The organism is Pseudomonas sp. HP_01 (assembly GCF_055284355.1).
Map to the genome: position 1 here is coordinate 265,004 of NZ_JBTOPV010000001.1, position 23,702 is coordinate 288,705.

Below are 23,702 nucleotides of genomic sequence, written 5' to 3' on the forward strand. Positions count from 1 at the left end.
CCGAAGTGGGTGTTTACGATAAAAAAAACCACCCGTTCGCGTCAGGCGTCGAGCATCGCCCGCACTTTCGCTAAAAAATCAGCCAACTGGAAGGGTTTCAGGATCATGTCCATCCGCTCGCCCAGAAAATCCTGTCGATTGAGGGCGTTCTCCGCATAGCCGGTCATGAACAGCACCGGCAGGTCGGGACGCCAGCCGCGAGCGCGCTGAGCCACCTCGCGGCCATTCATCTCGGGCATGCCTACATCGGTGAGCAGCAGGTCAATGGTGGCATCGTTTTCCAGACACGACAGTGCGGTGCCGACATCCGCGACGGGGGTGCAGCGATAACCGGCATCGGTGAGCACCTCATTGACGAACATGCGCACCGAGGCCGTGTCTTCGACGATCAGCACATGCTCCCCTGCCCCCGGCGCCACCAGTGCAGCAGGCTGCTGAGGTTCGACGCTCTGCACGTCTGCCGCCGGCAACATCAACGTGACTTCGGTGCCGTGGCCGACGACGCTGCGAATCTGCACGTCGCCACCCGACTGACGGGCGAAACCGTAAATCGTCGACAGGCCCAGGCCGGTGCCCTGGCCGATGGGCTTGGTGGTAAAGAAAGGGTCGAACACTTTGTCCATCAAGTGGTGCTCGATACCAACGCCGTCGTCGCGCACGGTCAGCGCGATGTAGGCGCCATCCGCCATGCGCGAATGGCCCTGGGAATAGGTCTCGAAGGTGCTGATCCAGATATTGCCGCCCGCCGGCAAGGCGTCACGGGCGTTGATCACCAGATTCAGCACGGCGCTTTCGAGTTGCCCGGCGTCGACCATCGCCACGGCGCTGCGCGAAGTCAGCTCAAGGGTCAGGCAGATGCCTTTGCCGATGGTGCGTGCCAACAGATCCTCAAGGGAACGCACGTACTGATTGACGTCCGAAGCACGGGTGTCCAAGGGCTGCTGGCGGGCGAAGGCCAGCAGACGGTGGGTCAGGGCCGAGGCGCTTTTTGCCGAGGCCAGCGCGGCATCGGCATAGACGATGACCTTTTCCGGACGGCCGTCTTCGGTGCGCTTCTTGACCAGCTCAAGCCCGGTAACGATGCCCGTCAGCAGGTTATTGAAGTCGTGGGCGATGCCGCCGGTGAGCTTGCCGATGGCGTCCATCTTCTGCGCCTGCAGCAGCTGCTCTTCGGTCCGGGCGCGCTCGGCAACCTCGTGGGCAAGCCGGGTGTTGACCGAATCCAGCTGCTGCAGATGCGACTGTTCGCGGCGGCGGTGCTCGGTGACGTCTTCGATGAACACCAGGCTCATGCCGCTGACCCGGTACGGCGAAACCTGCCATTCGGTCTCGCGCAGCTCGCCCTTGACCCGCATGCTCAGGGTGCCCATCCACCGCTCGCCCGCTGCCAGGGCCTCGCGCAGCCCGTCCAGCGCCGAGCCCTGGTCTTCGCTGAAGCTGCGCAGCACCGAATTGTCCCCGGCGTCCTGCCCGAGCAATTGAGCGAATGCGTGGTTGGCTTCATGGACTTTCAGGTTGCCGTCCATGACCGCGATAGGCGCCGAGACGTTGGCGAAAATCTCGCGAAACCGCTCCTCGCTTTCACGCAGTGCATATTCGGTGTCACGCACCCGCAGCAACGTGCGCAGGGTGGCAAGCAGCACGTCCGGGTCGACCGGGTGCACCAGATAAGCGTCCGCGCCCGCTTCAAGGCCGGTGACGATATCGCCGGTCTGGATCGAGGCGGCCGACACATGCACCACAGGCAACAGGGCCGTGCGTGGCGCAGCGCGCAACAGGCGGACGATGTCGAAGCCGCTCATGTCGGGCAGGTTGACGTCGAGAATCAGCGCATCCGGCAAGCGCTCGGCAATCAGCGCGAGGCCCTCGGTGCCGGTACCGGCCTCCGACACCACGAAACCCTGACGTTCCAGGCGGCGACGCAGGGCGTAGCGGGTCGCGGTGTTGTCATCAACGATCAGCAGCCGGGTTTCAGGCTTCATCGGCAGGCTCCTGGGCCAGTGCCAACGGGATGACCACAAAGAAGGTAGAGCCCACGCCTGGCTCGCTTTCCACGCCGACGCGTCCGCCTAGCAGTTCGGCGAAGCGTTTGCACAGGGACAGCCCCAACCCCGTTCCGCGCAGGCGTTTCTGCAACGGCGAGTCGACTTGTATGAAGTCCTCGAACAGCGCGCCATGGAGTTCCTGGGGAATACCGATGCCGGTGTCGGTCACGGCAAAGCGAATCGAGTCCTCGGACTCCAGCCGAGCCGACACGCGCACTTCACCGCGCTGGGTGAATTTCAGGGAGTTTGAAATAAAGTTGCGCAGGATCTGTGCGAGCTTCTGGTCATCGGTATAGAGCCTCGGCAGGCCCACCGGCTCTTCGAAGATCAGGTCCACCGCCGAGGTGTCGACGATGGGGCGGAACATGCCGCGCAGCGCCGAGAACAGATCGAACATGTCGAACCACGCCGGCGAGATGCTGATACGCCCTGCTTCGATCTTCGCCAGATCCAGCAGGTCGTCGACCATGTCGCTCAATTCGCGGGCCGCGGTGCTGATGAACGCGACCTGTTTGTGCTGTTCCGCACCCAGCGGCCCGTCCAGTTCGTCAGACAACAGGCTGGCGATGCTGAGAATCGAGCCCAGGGGCGTGCGGAACTCATGACTCATATAGGACAGGAAGCGGCTCTTCAGGTCCGACGCCTCACGCAACTGATCGGCCTGATCCTCAAGCTCGGCGTACAGCGCAAGCACGCCCTGATTGGTTTCATCGAGTTCGGCACGCAGCGAGTCGGTTTCAGCGCGCAAGCGTTCCAGCTCGCGCATGGTCTCGATTTCGACCCCGGATGAGCCCTCATCGGTCTCGCGGGTATTGTTGTCAGTCATCGAGCATCTCCAGATCCATCACCAAAACGGTTACATCATCCCTGCCCCGGTTGTAATCGCGTTGCAATACCGCAGCAATCACCGCCGGATGTCGGTACATCAGACCTGGATAGTCGCGAAGATTCCAACGCGATTGCAGGCCATCGCTGAACATGATCAACAATTGCCCGGTGCAGTCGGCGTAGTCGATAGGCGCAGTCTTGCGGTACTGCAGGCCGACAATGCCGGGGTGCGAAGGGATGCCACGGGTTTTATCCTGGCCGATCAGCGTCGCGCCGATATTGCCGATACCGATGAAGCGCAGCTTGCCCGAAGCGCCGTCGAATTGCGCCAGCGCAGCGGCACCGCCACGGCTGCCGCGCATGTCGAAGTGCAAGTCGTCCAGCAACACGCCGGGATCGGCAAAGGGGTTGCGAATGAACGCCCGGGCCCCCGCCATACCGGCCTCTTCGGCTTCCGGGCCGTGACCCAGACCGTCGATCATCATGATCGAGACCTGCTGGCCCCTGATCGCGACTTCCCAGACATCGCCGCAGGCCGGGTCATCGTGCAGCGAATGTTGAGCAATGCCCATGCGCAGATCCTTCACCACACTTTTGCGCGGGAAGAAGCGCGCCAGCAGTACGCTGCCACGGGGATCGCTGTGCACGTCGAAGACTTGCGCCTGACGCAGCACCGAACCCAGGCCAATGCCCTGGGTACCGCGTGTAGAGAAGCCATCGGCCATGCAGCTCTGCACGTCGAAGCCCTTGCCCCGGTCGATTGCGATCACCTCAACGCCCGGCGCTGCACCCGAAACGTCGCCCGGCAGCGCGCGCACGTGCAATTCGCCGCTGCTGGCGTGCTTGAGGATATTGCTCGCCAGCTCGGTCACCACCAAGGCTACCCGGCCACAATCGGCCTCGTCGAAGCCTGCCTGTTCGGCAAGCTTCTGCGTCATGCGCCGGGCGTGGCCCACCTGACTGATATCCTCCACCGACAACACCTGGGTGAGGTGGCTGTGCAGGTTCAGGTCCATTTGCAGATCGTCACGCGCGTGCCTGCGCCGGGAGCGGTGTCCAGCTCGAAATCATCGACCAGCCGCTTGGCACCGGTCAGGCCCAGGCCCAGACCGCCGCCGGAGGTCCAGCCGTCGGTCATCGCCAGCTTGAGGTCGGGAATCCCGGGGCCTTCGTCGCGAAAGGTCAGGCGCAGGCCGACGCGCAGGCCGTCCTCGACGATCTCCCAGTCCATGTCACCGCCGCCGCCATAGACCATGGTATTGCGCGCCAGCTCGCTGACCGCTGTCACCAGTTTGGTCAGGTCGATCAGACGCATGCCGCATTCCTGGGCCAGCTTGCGAGCGGTCTGCCGGGCCAACACGACATCCTGCTCGATGCGAATGGGTTGAGTGCCGCTGCTGCGCACGGTCATTGGGAATAGGCTCGCTCACGCAGCAGCTTCATGCCCCGCTCGACGTTCAGCGCAGTGCTGACGCCCGGCAGGGTCATGCCCAGCTCGACCAGGGTGATCGCCACGGCAGGCTGCATGCCGACCAGGACGGTTTCGGCGTCCATGATCCGCGACAGCCCGGAAATCATGCCGATCATCCGGCCGATGAATGAATCGACCATGTCCAGCGCGGAGATGTCGATCAGCACACCGCGCGCCGAGGTGCGGCTGATGCGTTCGGACAGGTCATCCTGCAGCGTCAGCGCCAGTTGGTCATGCATGTCCACCTGGATGGTGACGAGCAGAAAGTCGCCCATCTGCAGAATCGGGATGCGCTCCATGGGCTCATACCGCCTTGGTAATGGTGACGCCCAGACGGCGCAGGGCCAGTGCGAGGGCATCGGCCAGATTGGCTTTGGTGACGACGCCCTGCAGGTCCAGACCCAGGTGCACGATGGTCTGGGCAATCTGCGGACGCACGCCGCTGATGATGCAATCGGCGCCCATCAGACGGATCGCGGTGACGGTCTTGAGCAAGTGCTGGGCCACCAGGGTGTCGACGGTCGGCACACCCGTGATGTCGATGATCGCAATTTCCGCGCCGGTGTCGACGATGCGCTGCAACAGGGATTCCATGACCACCTGGGTGCGTTGCGAATCCAGCGTGCCGATCATCGGCAGCGCCAGAACGCCGTCCCACAGTTTCACGACCGGCGTGGACAGCTCGAGCAGTTCTTCCTGCTGACGCTTGATCACCGCTTCGCGGGACTTCTGATAAGTGCGGATGGTGTGCAGGCCAAGACCGTCGAGCAGCTCGGAAATCTGCATGACCTGCTCGGCCACCAGCGCGGGCTGGTCGGCGAGGTCGCGCTGCAGTTGTGCAAAAAGCGGGCCTTTGAGGGCGAAGATGAAGCTGGCGGTCTGCTGGGAATCCTGACCGGCCAGCGCCCGCTGGCTGGACAGTTTTTCCAGGAAGTGGCGGACTTCATCCCACTCCGCCGTGGTGATATTGACCGAGCCACCCTTCTCGAGGGCCGAGGTCAGCAAGCGCAGAAAGTCAGCGACTTGCTGGCGGATGTCCTCGGGTTTGAGATTGCGCGTGGCACCACTGGATTCAAGGTCGGCGTGCCATTGAACGGCCAGCTGCGATTCGGAACGCTTGAGCGCGTCAACGGTGATTTGTTGCAATGCTGCCATGGGAGTGGCTCCAGTGAGTGCGCGTCGAGAATTGGAGTGGGTCGACTTGAGCAGGCCTGTGAAATAAGCGGAATCTTGAAAATGCCGTGCGGCGCGTCGTCGCCATCCGTGGGCAAGGGTGTTGTCCCTACCCCCTGTGTGCAAGGCGTTCGAACGGGCGTGAACCGGGCACACGAAATACCCTTGCCGTCAGTTGATGTCAAGGTAGCATCGCTTCGCTTCCAATGTTTCTTTATCGGCGCGATCGCGACGGCTTTAAAACACGCTGTCGACCAGTTGAACATAGATCGAAAACGCCCCCAGCAGAAACCAGAACACCGTGAACAGCCACGGCGTGCGCATGGAGAACATCAGTGACTTGCGATAGCCCTTCTCGCTGGACTCGTGCTCGCTGAACAGTGGCGAGTCGTCGTACGCCAGGCCCATGGCCGGCTGGCTGCTGAGCAACTGGGCCTGCTTGAAATGCCAGTGATCGATGATTTCGTACGCCGCGCGAATGCCGGGCCAGGCGTGCATCGAGCTGATCAGTCCGAGCAATGTCAGGAATGGCGGCACCACCAGCGTGAACATCTTGCCCCACTCGGGGTTGAGGTTGGCCATCGATGACGCGAACGCGATCACCAGGAAGGACTGCGCGGAGAGATAGGCGTTGGTGCGGTTGGACAGGATCGACGTTTCGTACTGGATTTCCTTTCGGTAGAAATTCAGCCGGTCTTTCGGTGACCCGAACAGCATGGCGTCGGCGACTTGATCGCTGGCCGCCTGCTCCTCGGCAGCCGGATTGCTGCTGGTGATGATGATCGGTGCTTCGATGTCACGGCTCACGAGGATGCCTCCTGCAAATTCAATATGGGACCGGCTTTAGCCGGGAAGCCTTTCAGCAATCGTAGCCTCACTTCAAAGACCCGGACGCCCGCGCCATGCAGCGAACCCGCCGCTCTTCCACCCGCTGCGCAAACCAGGCCGTGGTCAGTTTGCGCGTGATCTTCGGGCTTTCCAGCACGATGCCCGGCAGGATGGCCCGTGGCAGCGGTTTACCGGCGGCCTCTTCGGCCATGGCGAAAATCTTGGCGTACAGCTCGGTGTCTTCGAAGGCCAGTGTTTCGCCCTTCTCCAGTTGGCTGCGGATGGTCGTGTTGCGCATGTCCAGCCGCGGGTAAAGGCTGCGCACCGCCAGTTCGGTCTGCCCCAGCGACGGGCCGAAACCATAGCTGATCAAGTCGCCGTCCAGCGCCAGACGCTTGCCGGATACACGCGCCAGTGCGCTCTGGAACGCTGCATTGCGGCTGGCGTACCAGCCGGCGTTGAAGTCGGCGAAGCGGTACAGCGGCTTGTCGTAGTTGACCGGATAACCCAGCAGATGGGCGATGCCGAAGTACATACCGCCGCGACGGCTGAACACTTCATGGCGAATGGAGCCCTCGACCGGGTACGGGTAATCCCGGGCCTCGCGCTCGGCAAAGTCGATGCTGACCTGCATGGGCCCGGCGGTATGGACCGGGTTGAAGTTGCCGAAGAGCGTCCGGCCCAAGGGAACCATGCCGATGAAATCATCGAAAATCGCGCTCAGGTCTTTTTCCGTGCGGGCGGCGCTGAGGCGTTCCTTGTAGGTCTTGCCGGTTGAGGAACGGATGTCCAGTGCGCTGCGCACCAGCAGATTGGGAATGTGCGCCTTGCCGGCGCGACGGTCGATCTCGTCCTGGGCGATCTTGCCCATGCCGGGGACGGCCGGATCGACCTGGAAGTTGGATTCCTGCTCGGTCACGGCCAGCACGGAACAGAGGTTTTCAACGCTGGGGTTGATTTTCTGCGCGTCGAATGCACGTTGAATGTCCTGGGCCCAGCCCTGCCGGTCGGCGACGCTGGCGGGCAATAACCGCACGATTTCACTGCGTACCAGCGAGGGGTCTGGCGCGGGTTCCTGACGGCCTTGCGAGCTGCAACCGACAAGCAGCGTCAGCAATAACAGGCTGGCCAGGGCATGGAGGTGACGGCTGATTCCTTTCACGGGCATGACTTCTCGCTGGTGACTCAAACAGGATGGCGGGGTATGGACAGCGGGGAGCGCTGCTGATTCAAGTGTGGCTGAATATGGCCTTTATAGCGGGACCTGCTTGAACCGGGAAGCCTCCGCCGTCAAACCTCAGGATGGATGCCGTACACACTGGCCTCTTCCCGGCTGAAGCCGGTCCCACTAAAAAGCAGCGCGTGCATTCTGCGAGGCCGGCGCCGGACTCCATTGTGGGACCGGCTTTAGCCGGGAAGGCGTCAGTGGGCACGCTGCGAAATCGATGGTGATCACACTGGCCTCTTCCCGGCTGAAGCCGGTCCCACTGAAAAGCATCGCGTGCATCTAGCGGGGTCGGCGCCAGACCTAATTGTGGGACCGGCTTTAGCCGGGAAGGCGTCAGTGGGCACGCTGCGAAATCGATGGTGTTCACACTGGCCTCTTCCCGGCTGAAGCCGGTCCCACTGAAAAGCATCGCGTGCATCCAGCGAGGCTGGCGCCGGCCCCACTAAGAAGCATCGCGTTGAACCTGTGCAGCGACAGTGGTTCAGTTCTCGGGTAGGTATTACTCTGACCCACCCACCCCTTCAATAAGGAAGCCCGAATGTCCAGCACAGCGCTCATCGTAGTTGATATCCAGAACGACTACTTCCCCGGCGGAAAATGGCCGCTGGTTGGCGCCGACGACGCCGCGGACAACGCCGTCAAGGTGATTGAGGCGGCCCGCGACGCCGGCGATATGATCGTCTTCATCCGCCATGAGTCCGGCGCCGACGCACCCTTCTTCACGCCTGGCTCCGATGGCGCCAAGCTGCACCCCAAGGTCCTGAACCGTGAAAACGAACCGGTGGTGCTGAAGCACTTCCCCAACTCGTTCCGTGAAACCGGGCTGCAGGCGCTCCTTGAAGACAAAGGTATCGAGGACCTCGTGATCATTGGCTCCATGAGCCACATGTGCATTGACGCTACCACCCGCGCCGCGGCGGACCTTGGCTACAAGGTCAGAGTGATCCATGACGCCTGCGCCAGCCGCGACCTGGAGTTCGAAGGCAGCGTGGTGCCTGCGGCCCATGTTCACGCCGCATTCATGTCAGCGCTGGGCTTTGCCTATGCCGAGGTGCTGAGTACCAAAACCTATCTGGCCTGATGAAGGAGAAAACAATGAGCGAAACAAAAGCCGACATTCTGGTCTGGGGTCCGATGCATGCGTCACTGATGCACAATCTTGAGCGCGATTACAGCGTCCACAAACTCGCCGACATCAACGACATCGACGCCTGGGCCAATCAACACGGGGCCAAGGTGCGCGGCGTCGTCACCAGCGGCGTGTTCGGCACCGACAACGCCATTCTCGATCGCCTGCCGAACCTGGAAGTGGTCAGCAGCTTCGGTGTTGGCTATGACGCGATGGACACGCGCTACCTGGCGCGCCGTGGCATCAAACTGAGCAACACCCCCGACGTGCTCAACAACGCCGTCGCCGAAACCGCCATGGCGCTGATGCTCTGTGTGTCCCGCTGCATCAGCCAAGCCGAACGCTTCGTGCGGGCCGGCCAGTGGCCCACCGGCAAATTCCCCCTCGGCAATGACCTGTGCGGCAAGACCTGCGGCATCGTCGGTCTGGGCAAGATCGGCAAGACCATCGCCAAACGCGCCGCTGCGTTCGAGATGAACATCGCCTATTTCCGCCGTGGCCGCGCGTACGACGATGTGTCCTACCGGCACTACGATGACCTTCGGGAACTGGCCCAGGACTCGGACTACCTGATTGTCATCGTCCCCGGCGGCCCGGACACCCAACACTTGATCAACGCCGACGTGCTGCGGGCACTCGGTCCCAAGTCGTTTCTGATCAACGTCGCCCGCGGCAGCGTGGTTGACGAGAAGGCGCTGGTCGCCTCGTTGCTGGCCTCGGAAATCGCCGGCGCCGGCCTCGACGTGTTCGAAGACGAGCCCAACGTGCCGGCCGAACTGTTGAAGCTGGACAACGTGGTGCTCACGCCGCACATCGGCTCGGGGACCTACGAAACGCGCCAGGCCATGGCCGATCTGGTGTTCGCCAATGTCAGCGGTCATTTCGACAAGGGCACGCTGGTCACGCCGGTCGAACTGTAACCGGTGCTTCACGCGCAGGCCTGACGATGACGCGGACGGCCTGCTCGTATGACCGTTCAAACCACAGCATACCCAGCCCATGGACTGGACACCCCGTACCGTAAGTCAGTGACTGAACATCGGCGCCAACTTTTCTGGATAATGCCGGTCGAACTGCGCCTACCCGCATTCCAGACACCTGAACACGCATTCCGGTCGAGAAAGCCCGATCGAGAGAGAAGGAGAGCCCTGTTTGAATATTGCCGGCGTCATTTTTGACTGCGACGGAACCCTGGTTGACAGCGAACGGCTGGCCGCCGGCCTGCTGCGCGACATCCTCAACCAGCACCAAGTATTGCTGAGCGTCGACGAAGTCCTGCAACGCTTTCGTGGCGTGCAGTTTGCGCTGTGCCTGGAAGGCCTGTGCCGCGATTATCCATGGCTGCCAAGCGACGACATCGAACCCGAATTCCGCGCGCGCACCCTGCCGCTGCTGCAGGAGCGGCTCGAAGAAATGCCCGGTGCGGTCGAATTCGTGCGCAACCTCTCGCTGCCCAAATGCGTGGCGTCCAACGGCCCGCGCAGCAAGATCGAAACCTGCCTGAGCACGGTCGGCCTGCTGGACGTGTTCCACGGCCTGATCGTCAGCGCCTATGAAGTGCAATCGTGGAAACCCTCTCCGATACTGATCGAACACGCCGCTGAATTGCTGGGCCTGGCACCCACTCAGTGCCTGCTGGTAGAGGACAGCATTCCGGGCGTTGAAGCAGGCCTGGGTGCCGGCGCGCAAGTGGCGGGCTACGGCGACACCGATTTCTCGGCGTTCATGGATAACGCCAACTTCCATCGCGTCAAAGATTTCGGCGAATTGAAGGAATTGGTACAGCGCATCAGTTGATCGACCGGCCATCCATCCGATCGGCCCTTGTTCATCCCCGGCCAACTCGATACTGTACATAAAAACAGTATCGAGAAAATCCATGCAGCTGATCGACAAGCTGAGCATCCTCGCCGACGCCGCCAAGTACGACGCCTCCTGCGCCAGCAGCGCCGCACCCAAGCGCAGTTCCGAAGGAAAATCCGGCCTCGGGTCGAGCACCGGCATGGGCATCTGCCACAGCTACACCCCCGACGGGCGCTGTGTTTCGCTGCTGAAAATCCTCCTCACCAATTTCTGTCTGTACGACTGCCAGTACTGCGTCAATCGCCGTTCCAGCGACGTGCCGCGCGCACGTTTCAGCCCGGAAGAAGTGGTCACCCTGACCATGGACTTCTACCGTCGCAATTGCGTCAGCGGCCTGTTTCTCAGCTCCGGGATCATCCGCTCGGCGGACTACACCATGGAACAGCTGATCCGCGTCGCCAAACTGCTGCGTGAAGAGCATGAATTCCGCGGCTACATCCACCTCAAGACGATCCCCGAAGCCGACCCCGCGCTGATCGAAGAAGCCGGGCGCTATGCCGATCGCCTCAGCGTGAACATCGAGCTGCCGACCCAGCTGGGCCTGCAAACCCTGGCCCCGGAAAAGGAAATGGGCTCGATCAAGCAGGCCATGCAGACCATCTACACCGGTCAACAAACCGTCCTCAACGAGCCCCGTGCGCCGAAATTCACGCCCGCCGGACAAAGCACGCAGATGATTGTGGGCGCCGACGAAACCGATGACAGCACCATCCTGCACACTGCCGAATCGCTGTACGGCGACTTCCGCCTCAAGCGCGTGTACTACTCGGCGTTCAGCCCGATTCCAAACAGCCCGAAGAGCGTGCCCCACGCCGCGCCGCCGTTGATGCGCGAGCACCGGCTGTACCAGGCCGACTTCCTGCTGCGCAGCTATGGCTACAGCGCCAACGAGTTGCTGCAAGGCCCCGGGCATCTGGCCCTGGACATTGACCCGAAACTGGCCTGGGCACTGGAGCACCGCGACATCTTTCCGCTGGACCTCAACCGCGCGGAGCCGGCGATGATTGCGCGGATCCCCGGCATCGGCATTCGCACCACCAAGCGCCTGGTCGAACTGCGCCGCCAGCGGCGCATTCGTTACGAAGACCTGACCCGGCTGCGCTGCGTGCTGGCCAAGGCCAAGCCGTTCATCATCACCAGCGACTACCATCCGCGTCAGGCCGAAAGCTCGAGCATCGACTTGCGCGAGCAACTGCGCGACAAACCGCAGCCGCAACAAATGGCGCTGTGGGGATGATCATTCTTGATTGCGCCGACGCATTCGACACCTGGCGACAGCAGGCGCGCTGGCTGCTGAGCCACCAGATCAACCCGGATCAAGTGAGCTGGAGCGTGCAGCAGGACGCCGACCTGTTCGCCAGCGACACCGACTATCCGGACGAACCCGGCCCGTTTCGCGCGCGCATTCCCCTTGAGTTGCTGGAACTGCTGCAGAGCGCCGCACAGTTCTGCGGCGACCAGCGCTGGACGCTGCTCTACGAAGTGCTGTGGCGGGTCAGTCACGGCGATCGCACGGCCATGCTGGCCGGCGACAAGTTGGGCAGTGAATTGCATCGACGCCTGAAACAGGTCAGCCGCGAAGCCCATCACCTGCATGCGTTCCTGCGTTTCGTGGCGCTGCCGGTGATCGACAATGCCGAAGACGTCGCGGCTAAAGCGGCGATGCTGGAGATGACCTGCTTGCCGGAATACGTCGCGTGGCACGAGCCCGCCCACGACATTCTGCGCACCGCCAGCGAGCACTTCATCGGGCGCATGGGTCGGCATCGCTGGATGATCGCAACGCCCAAAGACGGCGTGTTTTATGACGGCAAGCAGCTGATTCATCAGCCTGTGTGCCCTGAGGCGTGGCAATCACTGGCGCGTAATGCCGATGATCCCCACGGCAATCTGTGGCTGACCTACTACAGCCACATTTTCAATCCGGCGCGGCTCAATCCGAAAGTCATGCAGGGACATCTGCCGGCGCGGTTCTGGAAGAATCTGCCGGAGGGGCCGTTGATTCCTGCCTTGATCAGCGAAGCGCGAACCGGCGGGCAGCGTGATGGTCAGGCGCGGGAGATCGCCGAGCGGCGCGGCAAAGTGATTCGTGGCAAACCGGCGACCTCACCTGTCAGCGACGTGAAGTAGGCAGCGCTCAGCTTTTCGGTGCAGCCTTACTGATCCAGGCTGATGGCGGTTTCTAACTCACGATGGGCAGCGGTCTGCATTCCGGCGGTGCTGGTGGGTGTGCCCAAGGCAGTGCCGAAAAAGCGCACGGCTTCAGTGCTCAGGTCGCGATGAATACTTTCGCGATTGACGCCGATGGCGTCGGTGCACAGGCCAGGCTGGGTGGCACGTTGCTCGTCATCACAGGGCGCCATGAACACGAAGTGCCCTGCCCCGGCGAACAGCTTGAAATCCGAGACATCGGGCAGCTTGCGCGCCAGCGCTTCGGCGTTCTTGTCGATGGCGAGCAGTTCGTCGCCGTCGCCGCTGTAGAGCAACACTGGCACATGGACGTCAGCCAGCGTCTGCCGACCGAACATCAACCCCAGCGGCGCCATCAGCATCAACGCGCCCACCCGGGGATCGGCCTGGGCGTGCAGGTCGTCACGGTCTGCCACCAGTTCGCCCTGGGTTTTGCAGGCATCGCGGTCCTGAGGACGCTCGGTGCAGTAATGGCGCAGACGCTGCAGATCAGGCTGGGCACCGGCGAGAATCAACGCCGTTTCGCCCCCCGCCGAATAACCGATCACCCCGACCCGGCGGGCGCTGATGTACGGCGACAGCATCGGGTCAATCAGCGCGGCACTGATGGCTTCGGAGATTTGCAGGGGGCGACCGTAGAGATTGCTCAGGCTGCCCAGACGGCTGTGGTCCATGTAGTTGTCGCCCGGATGAAACACCGCCACGACGACAAAACCCTTGCGCGCCAATGACGTCGCCAGGTCGTGTTGCGCCAGAGGGGTGCCGGTGTTGCCGTGGGACAGCATCAGCAGAGGGAAACGGCCCATCGCAATGGTTGCGTCTTGCGACGCTTCAATCGGATAACCCTGGACGCGGGTGATGTGCTCATCGTCGGTGGAGGGGTAGAAGGCGTAGGCGTGCATGGGCCGGGAATCCAGCGGATCGAGAAACGTCAGCTCGTGAAAGCCCACGCTCCAGCTTTGCAGCTCGCTGGCCTGCACCGAAATCAGGCTGCCCAGCAGGCTGATCATCATCACTGCACAAAGACGCATCATTGCAATGCCCCTCACCTTATCAATCCATCCTTGCCGATTCAGACGCTCAAGGGCCGGAGCCCCGCGAAAACGGCGTCTGTCGCTATCTGACCCGCGAGGTTCGATAACATTCCGAAACGTTTGAGGATCAATTGTGCACAAGGCGGGCCAAGCTCGATAAATTGAAGACATCGGCCGCCGTTTGACGCAGAACAGACCGAATTGGCCGGCATTCTACGGTGCTCCAGGCAGGTTACGCGCAAAGATCTCATAAAGGCTGTCGCCCGGCTGAACACGCGGCCGCAAAACGACGAAAGCCCCGTCATCCATCGGCGTGCAGGCCTGTGGTGACAGGGCTTTCGGATGGAGCCTTTACCGCGTTGAGCCGCTTCGCCGGGATGCTTGCAAACCGATCCCGCTTAAGCGAACAGCGTTTCACTGATGGTCTTCTGCGCGGCGGCCATGGCAGCGGCACGCGGCTCGTCGCCATAAGCCAGGCCTTCGGCAACGACGAATTGCAGGTTAGTGATGCCGATAAAGCCGAACACCACCTTGAGCAGGTCGTCATGGCCGGCGCCGCTCGGCAGGCCCTGATGCAGACCGCCAGTGGTCGAAACGACGATCACTTTCTTGCCCTTGCACAGACCTTCCGGGCCCGCTTCGGTGTAGCGGAAGGTGCGCCCGGCCACACAGATGCGGTCGATCCACGCCTTCAACTGGCTCGGGATGCTGAAGTTGTACATGGGCGCACCGATCACCACGACGTCAGCCGACAGGAACTCTTCCAGCGTGGTTTCGTTGGTTTCCACTTCCAGCTTCTGCGCCGCGTCGCGGCCTTCTACCGGCGTACCGGCAGCGGCCAGTGTGGCGCCGGAGAAATGATTGAGTGGCTCGTTCGCCAGATCGCGGTACACCACTTGGGTGTCCGGGGTGGTCGCGGTGAAAGCCTGAACGACGTCGCGGCTCAACTGGCGCGAAGCGGAGTGATCGCCGAGGATGCTGGAATCGATGTGCAAGAGTTTCATGAAGTGCTTCCCAAGGTGAGAATCGCCGCTTGGCGATCAAGTGGCGTCATCCTACCTTGTGAGGTAATGCGTGATTAGAGGGTTGAAATGCGATAGATCGTCTCGCTGATGGGACAATCTAGGCATCTGCTTCGGCGCTTCCCTATGCACAATACGTCGTGGCGTTCAGCCAAGCCTCCGTCCGGCTGAAGCCGGTCCCGCCAACCAGAACGCCGAGCATCCGGTGGGACTGGCCGGGGCTCACCAATGGGGCGACCGTCAGCCAGTCCTGCCACGCGAACCTCAGTGTTCGTTCTTGTCCAGGGTTCTCAGCTTCTGCGGCAATGCCCACATCAAAAGGCCTGCTGCGATCAGGCTGCTCACGCCGATCACATACAGCGCGGGCGTCGTGGTGCCGGTGAGGTCTTTGATGCCGCCGACCATCACCGGGCTGACGATGCCGCCGAACTGCCCCAGTGTGTTGATCAGCGCGATGCCCCCCGCCGCCCCGGCACCTGCGCCGGCCAACAGCTTGGGCGGGAGGGTCCAGAATGCCGGGATGGCGGCGACAATCCCGCCACCGAGCATGGCCAGGGAGACAATCAGAAGGCTGGTGTGCTGGGCAAAAAACCCGGCACTGAAGAAGCCAATGGCCCCAAGCACCATCAGCCCGCAGACGAACTTGCGGCGTTCACCGCTGGCGTCCGACAAGCGTCCGACCACGATCATGCTGATGGCGCCGAAGATGTACGGGATGGCCGTGAGCAGCCCGATGATCACCGGGCTTTCGACGCCCGCGCTCCGAATCAGTTGCGGCGCCCAGAAGTTAAGGCCGTAGGACGCGACCTGAATCAGGAAATAAATCAGCCCGAGCACCAGGAAACCCGGCATTTTCAGCGCAGTCAGCAGCGAACCGCCCTGCTTGTTCGGTTCATGCTGGGCGATGCGGCTGGAGAGGTAGGTCTTCTCGGCGTCGGTCAGCCAGTGCGCGTCCGCGACACGGTCCTTGAGCAGCTTCAGCACAGCAAAACCCAGGGCAATGCACGGCAGCCCGCCGAGCAGGAACAGCCAGTGCCAGCCGCGCAGCTGCATCACGCCGTCCATATGGCCGAGCACTAACCCCGAGATCGGTGCGCCCAGCAGCCCGGCGAAGGCCGACGCCAGGAACAGAATCGAGGTGATGCGCCCCCGGTAGGTTTGCGGGAACCAGAGCGTCAGGTAAAACAGCACCCCCGGTGCGAAACCCGCCTCCATGGCGCCGATGATGAAACGCAGCACATAGAACTGCCATTCGGCGGTGACGAAGACCATCAGCGCCGTGGCGACGCCCCAGGACATCATGATGCGGGCAATCCAGCGTCGCGCGCCTACCTTGTAGAGCATGATGTTGCTGGGCACTTCGAACAGCACGTAGCCGATCACGAACAGGCTCGCACCCAGCCCGTACGCGGTGTCGCTCAGGCTCAAATCGGTTTGCAACTGGAACTTGGCGAAACTGATGTTGATGCGATCAAAAAACGCGAACAGGTAGCAGACCATGATCAACGGCATCAAGCGCCACGCAACCTTGCGGATCAGTGCCTTTTCGGCGCTCACAACCTCGGCGAGGCTGCTGTTCGGGGTCAGAACAGAGACGGTCATTGCGATACTCCAGATGGACTCTCTGAAAGAGCCCTATTGTTTTTGTTGTCTGGACGCGCGCACAGCGGAGTGGGCGCGTTTGTCGAGGAAACCGGGGGTGGGCGGCGCGTTAGCCGGGCAGATTGTCGGGCGCCGGGTGCAGATCGCGGTTGCGTCCGGCCTTGGCCACCTGCCCCGGCATTTCATGGCCCAACAGGGCCGGTAAACGGCGCGACAGGGTGAGCAGATGCGCCAGGTCGATGCCCGTCTCGATGCCCATTTCATCGCACATATTCACCAGGTCCTCGGTGCAGATATTGCCTGAGGCGCCCGGTGCAAAAGGGCAGCCACCGAGCCCGCCCAGTGACGCATCAAAACGGCGCGCGCCTGCTTCGTAAGCCGCCAGCACGTTGCTCAGCCCCAGGCCGCGGGTGTTGTGAAAATGCAACGTCAGCGCCGTTGCCGGGACACGGGCCAGTACGCGCTGCACCAGTGCAAACACCTGACGGGGATTGGCCATGCCGGTGGTGTCGGCCAGGGAGATGCCGTGCATGCCCAGTGCCAGATAGTCATCGACAATTTCCAGCACTCGGTCTTCATCGATGCGGCCCTCGAACGGGCAGCCGAACGTGGTGGCAATGGAGCCGTTCAGGCTCAAGCCAGTGCCCGAGGCCAGTGAGACCACCTCGGCAAAGGCCGCCAGGGACTGCTCGCAGCCCATGCGCATGTTCGCCCGGTTGTGGGTCTGGCTGGCGGACATCACCAGATTCAGCTCATCGGCACCCGCCTCGATGGCACGCTGGGCGCCGCGCAGGTTGGGAATCAAAGCGACGTAGGTCACGCCGGGCTCGCGCCGGATGCCACGGAAGACCTCGTCCCCATCACGCAAGGCTGGAATGGCTTTGGGGGAAACAAAAGAACCGGCTTCGATGCGGCTGAAACCGGCGAGAGAAAGTTGGTCGATCAAGGCGATCTTGTCAGCGGTGTCCACCCAGGTCGGTTCGATCTGCAAGCCGTCGCGCGGTGACACTTCCTGCACGATCAGGCGCTGGGAGAAGTCAGTGATCATTGCACCACCCCACTGTGCTTGAGCTGCGCAATGTCGGCGGCGCTCATGCCCAGCTCGCCGAGCACGCTGTCGGTGTGCTGTCCCAGCGCAGGGCCTTGCCAGTTCACGGAGCCTGGGGTTTCCGAGAGTTTCGGAACGATGCCCGGCATCTTCACCTTGGCCCCGCCCGGCAGATCGGCGTCGAGAATCATCCCGCGCGCCTGGTAATGAGGGTCGGCGACGATGTCCGCGACGTTGTAGATCCGTCCCGCCGGCACTTCGGCCTGTTCAAGCGCCTTGAGCACGTCGTCAATGGGCAAGGCCGACGACCACGCGCTGATCGCCCCGTCGAGCATGTCGCTCCGGGCGGCGCGGCCATCGTTGTGGGCGAACTCGGCGGCCTCGGCCAGATCGGCGCGGCCGATGGTCAGCATCAGGCGTTTGAAGATCGGGTCGCTGTTGCCGGCGATGACCACGTAGGCACCGTCAGCGGTCGGGTAGGTGTTCGACGGCGCAATGCCCGGCAGCGCGCCGCCGCTGCGCTCACGGACGTGGCCGAGCATGTCGTACTCCGGCACCAGGCTTTCCATGACGTTGAACACGCTTTCGGCCAGTGACACGTCGACCACCTGGCCCTCGCCCTGGCCGGTCTTGACCCGCAACAGCGACATCAGCGCGCCCATCACTGCGTGCATCGACGCCAGCGAATCACCCAGGCTGACCCCAACCCGCGCCGGTGGCGAGCCGGGCGTGCCGGTGGTGTAGCGGATGCCGCCCATCGCTTCGCCAATGGCGCCGAAACCGGGGCGGTCGCGGTACGGGCCGGACTGACCGTAGCCGGAAATGCGCACGAGGGTGAGTTTGGGGTTCAGCGCGTGGAGCACGTCCCAGCCCAGACCCAGTTTTTCCAGCGCACCGGGCCGCAGGTTTTCGATCAGCACGTCTGCGCCTTCGGCCAGACGCTTGACGATGTCGATGCCTTCGGGAGATTTGAGGTTCAGCGAAAGGGATTTCTTGTTGCGCGACTGCAGGTACCACCACAGCGAGGTGCCTTCGTGAAGTTTTCGCCATTTACGAAGCGGATCGCCCTGCCCCATGGATTCGATTTTGATCACCTCCGCACCGAACTCGCCCATCAGGCGAGCGGCGAAGGGAGCAGCGATCAGTGTGCCGATTTCAATGACGCGCACGCCTTGAAGGGGGCCTGTCATAGCGGTTACCTCGAGTCTTTCTTGGAATTTGTCGCCAAGACTAGAAGAACGCGGCTCAGCAAATCCAACCGTCAGTTGGCAACCAGCGTTCACGAAACGCGAAGGCTCAGGCCTCGGGGCTCTGCAGATGATCGAACAGCAAGCGGCTCACCGGCGACAACGCAGCCGTGTCGCGCACCACCAGAATCAGCGTGCGCCGGGCCCAGGTATCCCCAAGGCCCACGGCCCTGAGGCCCAGCGACGGCCCGAGCAGATCGAACGCCTTGCGCGGCAGCACGCCGATGCCCATGTCGGCCTGGACCATCCGGCACATGGCGTCGAAACCCGGCACATGGATGCGCACCCGCAGCGGTCGGCCGTGCGCGCGTGCGGCGTTCTGGGTGCGCATGTTGATGGAGCTGGCGGCGTGCAGGCCGATGTAGTCGCTGCCAAGGGTGTCCTCGAAGGCCACCTGCTGCAGCCCGGCCAGCGGATGATCGTCACGCATCACGACGACCAGTTCGTCGTGGCGATACGGTGTGCTGTGAAGCCCCTGAAGATCAGTGTCCTCGGAGCAGATGCCGATGTCCGCGACACCGTCGACCAGGCCCTGCACGACGCCGTTGCTGGGCCGCTCTTCGAGATCGACTTTGACCAGGTCATGGCTGGCGACGAAGGCGTGCAGGTCCTCCGGCAAGAACTGAATGATGGCCGAGAGGTTGGCCAGCATGCGCACATAGCCGCGCATGCCCTGGAGGTGCTCGTCGAGTTCAAGGCCCATTTTTTCCAGATCGGAGAGCATGCGCCGGGCATGGTGCAGCATCGTCTCGCCGGCGGCCGTCAACAGCATGCCCTTGGCATTGCGCAGGAACAGGCCGATGCCGAGCACTTCTTCCAGCTCCATCAACCGCTTGCTCGCGGCCGACACGGCAATCGCCTCGCGCGCCGCCGCCCGTGTCAGCGTGCCTTCTTCGTACACGGCGACGAACAGCTTGAGGGTAATCAGGTCGAGGCGACGGATGAGGTTTTTGTGCAGCATGGGACGTACTCGCTCAGGGTGCGGCCGAAAGAATACACGGCTTGGCGAGCGGGCACGGCTGAAGCCGGTTCTGCCTTCCATCCGCGGTATTTCAGTGGGACTGGCTTTAACCGGGAAAAGGCCAGCGTGTGCACCCTCAATTTTGCGGTGTGACATCCGACGCCTTCCCGGCTGAAGCCGGTCCCACTAAATGCCCGCGCAGTGTCAGTGGGATTTGCTTTGGCCAGGAAGAGGCCCGCGTGTGCACCCTAGATTTTGCCATGTGACATCCGACGCCTTCCCGGCTGAAGCCGGTCCCACTAAATGCCCGCGCAGTGTCAGTGGGATTTGGTTTGGCCAGGAAGAGGCACCCGTGTTCACCCTCAATTTTGCGGCGTGACGTCCGACGACTTCCCGGCTGAAGCCGGTCCCACAAAATACCGGCGCAGTGTCAGTGGGATTCCGCGCGTTGTCAGTGGAACTGGCATCCCGATTCCGGGGTGCCATCCGTCACAAATCGATTCATGCAGGGCAGCACATTGCATTTCTGCCAAAAAAGAGGGTAATCCGCCATCAAGCTGAACCGGTTCAGGTCGATATCCCGGTGATCTTTCTCTCTATGGACAGCCCCGACATGAACCTCAGACGCCTCAACATCGCTCCCCGCTCCCTGATCTGCTTCGGCTTCTTTGCCGTACTGATCGCCGCCGTGGGACTGTTCTCGCTGCTGCAAGCGTCGAAGCTGAAAGACGCCCGGGACGCGTTGCAGGACAACGTACTCCCCACCCTCCTCACCATTGCCGACATCAAAAATGACCTGCTGACCATCCGGCTGGGCAATACCAGCCTGCGCGCCGCACAAAGCGCCGCCGGCAACGATGCCGCAATGAAGCGCGTCAGTCAGGGTCGCGCCGACTTGGAAAAAGACGTGCAGCGTCTGAGGTCCTTGCTGGTCAGCGAGCGTGGCATTAACGCCTACGCGGAGATGGAGCGCGACATGCAGGGCTACCTCGCCGTGCACGCGCGCTTTCTCGACGCCGTGGCGCAGAAGCGCGATGACGTGGTCGCCTCACTGACCGAGCCATCCGGCGAACAGACCCACGCGGCAGACGCGCTCGCCAGGGACATCGCCACCATCGCCGACCTGGGCAACCAGAAAATGCGGGATTCGGATGTGGCCGCAGATGAAAGTTACGCCCAGTCCCGCGATGTCATCATCGGCGCGATCGTGATTGCGCTGGCCGCTACCCTCGCCCTGGCCGCGCTGTTCACCCGCAGCCTGGTCGCGCCGATCGCCAAAGCCCTGGCCATCGCAGAAAACATCGCAGCCAACGATTTGAGCAAGCCGATTCAAGTGGACGGTTCCGATGAGCCGGGACGCCTGCTGCAAGCGCTGTCGGTGATGCAGCAGAACCTGCGCCACACCCTTTCGGAGCTGGGCCACTCGTCCAATCAACTGGCCTCGACCTCGGAAGAAATGACTGCCGTGACCGAAGAATCCCTGCGCGGGGTCCAGCGCCAGAACGACGAAATCAATCAGGCCGCCACGGCCATCAATCAGATGAGCGCAGCGGTGGAAGAAGTCGCCCACAACGCCTCGCTGGCCTCGACCGCCGCGCGGGATTCCAGCGATTCGGCGGAACAGGGCCGCCTGCGGGTCGACGAAACCATTTCGGCGATCAACGAGCTGCACGATTCGGTCGGCACCACCGCCGATGAGATCAATGGGCTGGCCGGTCAGGTGCAGAACATCAGCGGCGTGCTGGACGTGATTCGCGGTATTGCCGATCAGACCAACCTCCTCGCCCTCAATGCGGCCATCGAAGCCGCCCGTGCGGGCGAAGCGGGACGTGGTTTCGCGGTAGTGGCTGACGAAGTCCGCGCCCTGGCGCACCGCACCCAGCAGTCCACCGCCGAGATTGAAAAAATGATCGCCTCGATCCAGGGCGGCACCCACAAGGCGGTCACGGCCATGGGCCAGAGCAGCGAGCGCGCGCGGGTCAGTCTGGACATTGCCGGTGCCGCCGGGCGTGCCCTTGCCGACATCAAAACCGCCATCGTGTTGATCAACGAGCGCAACGTCAGCATCGCCACGGCCACGGAAGAACAGGCTCAGGTCGCGCGGGAAGTCGATCGCAACCTGACCAGCATCCGCGACCTGTCGCTGCAGACCTCTGCCGGCGCCCATCAGACCTCGGCGGCGAGCAACGAGCTGTCGCAACTGGCGGTGGGCCTGAACGGTCTGGTGATGCAATTCAGAACTTAATGGCACCCACGGAATCGCACCATTGAGCCGCCTGTTTGCGGCATCAAACGATTTCGGAGGTAAACGTATGAAGTTTGTGAAGCTGGGGTCCACGGGGCTGGACGTGTCGAGGCTGTGTCTGGGGTGCATGACGTTTGGCGACCCGGACGCCGGTACGCACCCGTGGACGCTGGATGAAAACGCCAGCCGGCCGATCATCAGGCACGCGGTCGAGCAAGGCATCAACTTCTTCGACACGGCCAACAGCTATTCAGCTGGCACCTCGGAAGTCATCGTCGGCAAGCTGTTGAAGGAATTCACCCGTCGCGAAGAAACCGTCATCGCGACCAAGGTGTTTTTTCCGGCCAACATGTGGCAAGGCTCCGAGCGCCCCAACGAGCAGGGCCTGTCGAGGAAGGCCATCATGGCCAACATCGACGCCAGCCTGAAGCGGCTGAGCACCGACTACGTCGACCTGTACCAGATTCATCGTTGGGATTATCACACCCCCATCGAAGAAACCATGGAAGCGCTGAACGACGTCGTGCGGGCCGGCAAGGCGCGCTACATCGGCGCATCGTCGATGTTCGCCTGGCAGTTCGCAAAGGCCCAGCAGGTCGCGACGGCCCATGGCTGGAGCCGCTTCGTGTCGATGCAGAATTACCTCAATCTGGTGTACCGCGAAGAACAGCGCGAAATGATTCCGCTGTGTCTGGATCAGGGCATCGGTCTGATGCCGTGGAGCCCGATGGCCCGTGGCAGGCTCACACGGCCCCACGGCCAGCAAACCGAACGCACCAAGACCGACGTCTCCGGCCAGTCGTTTTACGAGGCCACCGAAACCGAGGATGGCCGCGTCATCGACGTGGTGGAACAGATTGCCGGCGAGCGCGGCGTGCCCATGGCGCAAGTCGCGCTGGCGTGGGTGTTGGCCCAGCGGGGCGTGTCGGCGCCGATTGTCGGCGCCTCCAAGCCCCATCATCTGGACGATGCGATCGCGGCGCTGGATCTGGTGCTCAGCAACGACGAAGTCAAACGCCTCGAAGCGCCCTACGTCCCCCACGCTGTCACGGGCTTCGCGTGAAGCCCAACGGTAATTCCGGGCTTGCCACGGGCCGGGCCGTCGTGTTGTTCGACGGCACCTGCAAGCTGTGCAATAGCTGGGCGACTTTCATCATCAGCCAGGACCGCGAGCACCGTCTGACGCTGGCGGCCGTGCAGTCGCCCGAGGGTCAGGCTTTGCTGAAATGGGCGGGACTGCCCCAGGATCAATTCAACACCATCGTGCTGGTGGAAAACGACCGCTTCTATGTGCGTTCGGACGCCATGTTCAAGATCCTCGCTCACCTGCCCGCCCGATGGCACTGGCTGCTCGTCGCGCGGGTTTTCCCGAGGGTGTTGCGGGACTGGCTGTACGACAAGATCGCGCTGAACCGCTACAAGCTGTTTGGCCGTTATGACGCCTGTCGCTTGCCCGCCGCGGATCATCCCGGCCGCTTCTTGAACAAGAACGCCCTCAACAATCGCTGAATCCTCAGCGGCCGAAATGCCGTCTTCGTGAGCAAGCTCACTCCCACACGTCTTGCCCATGGCTCGAAATCTCAGGCCGTTCCACGATCCCGTGGGAGCGAGCTTGCTTGCTCGCTAAGGCTTATTTTCATTCCCCATAGCAAGTCGCCGAGTGCCACGGCGTCTTCATAAACACGCTTTGCTCCACGCCCCGTTAAATCCCAATATATGGGACGGCCAATCACATATTGAGGTATCAGGACATGTCGTCTATGGTGGACGTCAGTGCTCCCTATCAGC

General features: G+C 62.4%; 22 protein-coding genes. 8 read left to right on the top strand and 14 right to left on the bottom strand.

From position 1 onward, the window contains the following. Nucleotides 1-41 precede the first annotated feature (41 nt). The 8 genes from ACYAR8_RS01175 to ACYAR8_RS01210 all read right to left on the bottom strand — a co-directional run bounded on the left by ACYAR8_RS01175 (nucleotide 42) and on the right by ACYAR8_RS01210 (nucleotide 7,513). A complete protein-coding gene (locus ACYAR8_RS01175; protein WP_108122913.1) occupies nucleotides 42-1,982 on the bottom strand; it encodes a response regulator in 1,941 nt (646 codons plus the stop codon). Continuing rightward, nucleotides 1,972-2,811 carry a sensor histidine kinase gene (locus tag ACYAR8_RS01180; RefSeq protein WP_074891109.1) on the bottom strand — a complete coding sequence of 280 codons (840 nt, stop codon included), beginning with the start codon at nucleotides 2,809-2,811 and terminating at the stop codon, nucleotides 1,972-1,974. Before ACYAR8_RS01180 ends, ACYAR8_RS01175 begins: the two co-directional genes overlap by 11 nt. Nucleotides 2,812-2,863: 52 nt before the next feature. Continuing rightward, nucleotides 2,864-3,889, bottom strand: coding sequence for an ATP-binding protein (locus ACYAR8_RS01185; protein ID WP_463578814.1), 1,026 nt, complete (start codon nucleotides 3,887-3,889; stop codon nucleotides 2,864-2,866). Then, complete coding sequence (locus tag ACYAR8_RS01190) at nucleotides 3,880-4,284, bottom strand: anti-sigma regulatory factor (protein ID WP_065991451.1); 405 nt, start codon at nucleotides 4,282-4,284, stop codon at nucleotides 3,880-3,882. The genes ACYAR8_RS01185 and ACYAR8_RS01190 overlap by 10 nt, the downstream gene beginning before the upstream one ends. Further along, nucleotides 4,281-4,643 carry an STAS domain-containing protein gene (locus tag ACYAR8_RS01195; protein WP_037010489.1) on the bottom strand — a complete coding sequence of 121 codons (363 nt, stop codon included), beginning with the start codon at nucleotides 4,641-4,643 and terminating at the stop codon, nucleotides 4,281-4,283. The genes ACYAR8_RS01190 and ACYAR8_RS01195 overlap by 4 nt, the downstream gene beginning before the upstream one ends. Nucleotides 4,644-4,647: 4 nt before the next feature. Beyond that, the gene (locus ACYAR8_RS01200; RefSeq protein WP_074891066.1) at nucleotides 4,648-5,499 is read right to left on the bottom strand and encodes an STAS domain-containing protein; all 852 of its coding nucleotides are present in this window, start codon (nucleotides 5,497-5,499) and stop codon (nucleotides 4,648-4,650) included. Between the two features lie 255 nt (nucleotides 5,500-5,754). Further along, the gene (locus tag ACYAR8_RS01205) at nucleotides 5,755-6,234 is read right to left on the bottom strand and encodes a hypothetical protein (protein WP_463578981.1); all 480 of its coding nucleotides are present in this window, start codon (nucleotides 6,232-6,234) and stop codon (nucleotides 5,755-5,757) included. A 157-nt stretch (nucleotides 6,235-6,391) separates the two neighbouring features. After that, a complete protein-coding gene (locus ACYAR8_RS01210; protein WP_463578815.1) occupies nucleotides 6,392-7,513 on the bottom strand; it encodes a DUF1615 domain-containing protein in 1,122 nt (373 codons plus the stop codon). A gap of 598 nt (nucleotides 7,514-8,111) precedes the next feature. Here ACYAR8_RS01210 and ACYAR8_RS01215 point away from each other — a divergent pair. From ACYAR8_RS01215 to ACYAR8_RS01235, 5 genes are all read left to right on the top strand, one after another. Next, the gene (locus tag ACYAR8_RS01215; RefSeq protein ID WP_463578816.1) at nucleotides 8,112-8,654 is read left to right on the top strand and encodes a cysteine hydrolase family protein; all 543 of its coding nucleotides are present in this window, start codon (nucleotides 8,112-8,114) and stop codon (nucleotides 8,652-8,654) included. A 14-nt stretch (nucleotides 8,655-8,668) separates the two neighbouring features. Then, nucleotides 8,669-9,622 carry a 2-hydroxyacid dehydrogenase gene (locus tag ACYAR8_RS01220; RefSeq protein ID WP_463578817.1) on the top strand — a complete coding sequence of 318 codons (954 nt, stop codon included), beginning with the start codon at nucleotides 8,669-8,671 and terminating at the stop codon, nucleotides 9,620-9,622. A gap of 232 nt (nucleotides 9,623-9,854) precedes the next feature. Beyond that, a complete protein-coding gene (locus ACYAR8_RS01225; RefSeq protein ID WP_463578818.1) occupies nucleotides 9,855-10,499 on the top strand; it encodes an HAD family hydrolase in 645 nt (214 codons plus the stop codon). 82 nt (nucleotides 10,500-10,581) lie between these two features. After that, a complete protein-coding gene (locus tag ACYAR8_RS01230; RefSeq protein ID WP_065991445.1) occupies nucleotides 10,582-11,802 on the top strand; it encodes a putative DNA modification/repair radical SAM protein in 1,221 nt (406 codons plus the stop codon). Beyond that, a complete protein-coding gene (locus tag ACYAR8_RS01235) occupies nucleotides 11,799-12,695 on the top strand; it encodes a TIGR03915 family putative DNA repair protein (protein ID WP_463578819.1) in 897 nt (298 codons plus the stop codon). The genes ACYAR8_RS01230 and ACYAR8_RS01235 overlap by 4 nt, the downstream gene beginning before the upstream one ends. Before the next feature lie 26 nt (nucleotides 12,696-12,721). Here the strand turns inward: ACYAR8_RS01235 and ACYAR8_RS01240 are convergent, their stop codons facing one another. From ACYAR8_RS01240 to ACYAR8_RS01265, 6 genes are all read right to left on the bottom strand, one after another. Beyond that, nucleotides 12,722-13,789 carry an alpha/beta hydrolase family protein gene (locus ACYAR8_RS01240; RefSeq protein ID WP_463578820.1) on the bottom strand — a complete coding sequence of 356 codons (1,068 nt, stop codon included), beginning with the start codon at nucleotides 13,787-13,789 and terminating at the stop codon, nucleotides 12,722-12,724. 398 nt (nucleotides 13,790-14,187) lie between these two features. Further along, complete coding sequence (locus ACYAR8_RS01245; protein ID WP_463578821.1) at nucleotides 14,188-14,793, bottom strand: FMN-dependent NADH-azoreductase; 606 nt, start codon at nucleotides 14,791-14,793, stop codon at nucleotides 14,188-14,190. Nucleotides 14,794-15,075: 282 nt separating this feature from the next. Continuing rightward, a complete protein-coding gene (locus ACYAR8_RS01250; protein WP_463578822.1) occupies nucleotides 15,076-16,413 on the bottom strand; it encodes an MFS transporter in 1,338 nt (445 codons plus the stop codon). A 109-nt stretch (nucleotides 16,414-16,522) separates the two neighbouring features. Further along, complete coding sequence (locus ACYAR8_RS01255) at nucleotides 16,523-17,461, bottom strand: hydroxymethylglutaryl-CoA lyase (RefSeq protein ID WP_074891078.1); 939 nt, start codon at nucleotides 17,459-17,461, stop codon at nucleotides 16,523-16,525. After that, on the bottom strand, nucleotides 17,458-18,651 hold the full coding sequence (locus ACYAR8_RS01260; RefSeq protein ID WP_074891079.1) for a CaiB/BaiF CoA transferase family protein: 1,194 nt from the start codon (nucleotides 18,649-18,651) through the stop codon (nucleotides 17,458-17,460). The genes ACYAR8_RS01255 and ACYAR8_RS01260 overlap by 4 nt, the downstream gene beginning before the upstream one ends. A 106-nt stretch (nucleotides 18,652-18,757) precedes the next feature. Next, complete coding sequence (locus tag ACYAR8_RS01265; protein WP_108122930.1) at nucleotides 18,758-19,669, bottom strand: LysR family transcriptional regulator; 912 nt, start codon at nucleotides 19,667-19,669, stop codon at nucleotides 18,758-18,760. Between the two features lie 613 nt (nucleotides 19,670-20,282). Here ACYAR8_RS01265 and ACYAR8_RS01270 point away from each other — a divergent pair. The 3 genes from ACYAR8_RS01270 to ACYAR8_RS01280 all read left to right on the top strand — a co-directional run bounded on the left by ACYAR8_RS01270 (nucleotide 20,283) and on the right by ACYAR8_RS01280 (nucleotide 23,423). Beyond that, nucleotides 20,283-21,914 carry a methyl-accepting chemotaxis protein gene (locus ACYAR8_RS01270; RefSeq protein WP_463578823.1) on the top strand — a complete coding sequence of 544 codons (1,632 nt, stop codon included), beginning with the start codon at nucleotides 20,283-20,285 and terminating at the stop codon, nucleotides 21,912-21,914. A 67-nt stretch (nucleotides 21,915-21,981) separates the two neighbouring features. After that, the gene (locus ACYAR8_RS01275; RefSeq protein WP_463578824.1) at nucleotides 21,982-22,977 is read left to right on the top strand and encodes an aldo/keto reductase; all 996 of its coding nucleotides are present in this window, start codon (nucleotides 21,982-21,984) and stop codon (nucleotides 22,975-22,977) included. Next, entirely contained in the window at nucleotides 22,974-23,423 is a 450-nt protein-coding gene (locus ACYAR8_RS01280; RefSeq protein ID WP_463578825.1) for a thiol-disulfide oxidoreductase DCC family protein, read from the top strand. The genes ACYAR8_RS01275 and ACYAR8_RS01280 overlap by 4 nt, the downstream gene beginning before the upstream one ends. Nucleotides 23,424-23,702 lie beyond the last annotated feature (279 nt).